This window comes from Salinivibrio sp. SS2 (assembly GCF_001722075.1).
GTDB lineage: Bacteria > Pseudomonadota > Gammaproteobacteria > Enterobacterales > Vibrionaceae > Salinivibrio > Salinivibrio proteolyticus.
On the sequence record NZ_MEBP01000117.1, the window covers coordinates 1 to 2,403 of the forward strand.

At 51.1% G+C, this 2,403-nt stretch carries 1 protein-coding gene, 1 tRNA gene and 1 pseudogene; 1 reads left to right on the top strand and 2 read right to left on the bottom strand.

The window, feature by feature from the left end; genetic code table 11:
• Positions 1-194 (top strand): annotated as a pseudogene (locus tag BGK46_RS17780) (hypothetical protein); the annotation flags it as partial.
• Between the two features lie 55 nt (positions 195-249).
• Here BGK46_RS17780 and ltrA read toward each other — a convergent pair.
• The gene (ltrA, locus tag BGK46_RS14630) at positions 250-1,533 is read right to left on the bottom strand and encodes a group II intron reverse transcriptase/maturase (RefSeq protein ID WP_069590470.1); all 1,284 of its coding nucleotides are present in this window, start codon (positions 1,531-1,533) and stop codon (positions 250-252) included.
• A 775-nt stretch (positions 1,534-2,308) separates the two neighbouring features.
• Positions 2,309-2,398: transfer RNA gene (locus BGK46_RS14635), tRNA-Ser, on the bottom strand.
• Positions 2,399-2,403: the final 5 nt, after the last annotated feature.

The window sequence follows — 2,403 nt, forward strand, 5'->3', positions numbered from 1 at the left end:
TTTTCCCACCTATCAAGCCGAAACAGGTTCACTTGCGTTGTGTGCCTCTAACTTCCTATCGCTTCCTTCAGACCCTGCCGTTGGCCAGCAACGCCCTTGCGAGTCGGATTATCTTCCCCTCAGTCGGGGCGATTCAGGTTTCTTTCAACCTGACGTGTTTGCCAGCTTCGCTAGGCAAACATCGAGTAGGGTGAGGCGTTGCCGCCTCATCCCTCTCACAGAACCGTACATACGGACCTCGTATACGGCTCATGCACACTTCCATTCAGCATAAATGCTAAACACATGCCCTGTCCTTACCTGTTCAATATTAACTAACCCCAGCTCATCGAACCACTGGTTGGGCATTGCATAGCTTGCTAGCGGGCTCGCTGCATTTCTCCAGCTGGTCATGCTTATCCATTTAAATGGCGGTTTATAACCTCGCTGTCTCAGTCTGCGATGTAGCCTTGACGGCTTCTTCCACAGTCTAAGTTGTATGCTGCGTAGCCTGCGTCTCAGCCAAGCGGCTAGCTTCTTGAACTCCCTGTTGGCATTGGCGATCCTGAAGTATTGACTAAATCCTCGTATCACGGGGTTTAGCATCTTGATGATGACCGGTAGCGGTTTTCCACTGTTCCGTTTCGTCATCCGCTTCAGCTTTGCTTTGAACCCTGCTAGTTTCTTCGGTTGGATTCGGGTATGTGTTCGCCCGATCTCTACCCCTAGGAACTTCACACCCTCATCGCTATGCGCGATGTGGGACTTTTGTTGATTCACGCTTAGCTTCAGCGTTTGCTCCAGTATCTTTGTCGCTTGTACAAGGGCATTTTCCGCCCCTGCTCGGCTTCGACAGAAAATCAGAATATCGTCCGCATAGCGTACTATTCGGTGCCCCCGCTCTCGCATTGCTTGATCGAAAGCGTCCAAATAGATATTAGCGATCAGTGGACTGATCACCCCACCTTGCGGACTGCCTATTTCTGTCGACTGCCAGTTGCCGTCGACCATTACCCCACTTTTCAGGAACTGCCTGAGTAGCGCTAGCACGCTGCTATCCGTGACCCGTCTGCGTATGCTTTTGATGATAAGCTCATGGTCGAGTTTATCGAAGCATTTCGACAGGTCCATATCCACGACATGGTCTAGCCCATAGCGGCGAATGAACATCGTGGCTTTGTTGATAGCGTCGTGACATCCTCGATGCGGTCTGTACCCAAAACTTGATGGGTGGAACTGTGCCTCGAAGATGGGCGTGAGTAGGTCGTTCAGGGTTTGCTGGACAACTCTATCCCGAACCGTCGGGATACCAAGTAACCTTACACCACCGTCGTCTTTGGGGATCTCTACCCGCTTGACCGGTTGTGGCTTGTATTGCTTGGTTTGGAGCTCAAAGAGCAGTTGGTCGAGTTGATTACTCAGATCCGAGGCGAAGTCACTCAGGCTCTGCCTATCTATTCCGGCCGCGCCTTTTGCTTTCCACACCTTTTTAAATCCGTTGTACAGTCGTTGCTTGTCCAGCAGGTGACCATACAGGCTGTAATAAACTCTCACTCTGTCCTCTTGGGTTGTGTGCTGTGTGGGGGCAGGATGCGCTTTGTCGATATGGGTTTGTTTCACTTGGTCGTTTAGCCTTCTAGCTCAAGGGCAATTTACTAAACAGTGTCCGAGTTACTCCCGTGTACGGTTTCTCGTTCCAGAGCCTTATTCCTAAGGTGACCGGTTCGGAATACCTCGATAGCTAATCGATTTGGGTACTATCAAAAAAAAACATCTGCTCATCACAGTCTTTAAAGTGTACTTCCTCCCTTCGCAACACCGATTCGCTTTTGGCTGAACGGTGCTCCATCAGACACTGTGCCGATGGTCAGCTCGGTTTTCTCCTCCACACCATTACTGGCTTTCTTAGGCCGAGCCTTACTCACTACTACGGATTCATCTGCCACCTCACACCAACGTTCACCTTGAGTTGCCTCTTGATGAACGCTTCCAGTGTTTCTCTGGATGGGGTGCCAGGCTTCCCCAGTTACTGCACTGGCTCCCTGTCAGAGACGCCACCCTCAAGCACTTGATAGGTCTGACTGAGTATTGGACTTCACGCTATTTTGCACGCTTACCCACCTATCAAGCCGAAACAGGTTCACTTGCGTTGTGTGCCTCTAACTTCCTATCGCTTCCTTCAGACCCTGCCGTTGGCCAGCAACGCCCTTGCGAGTCGGATTATCTTCCCCTCAGTCGGGGCGATTCAGGTTTCTTTCAACCTGACGGGTTTGCCAGCTTCGCTGGGCAAACAAAAAAGCCGCTGATTACTCAGCGGCTTTTCCATATGTGGAGGAGGGCTAGGGATTTGACACCTAGAAGGGCTATTAACCCTTGCCGGTTTTCAAGACCGTGCTTTCAACCGCTCAGCCATCCCTCCGAACA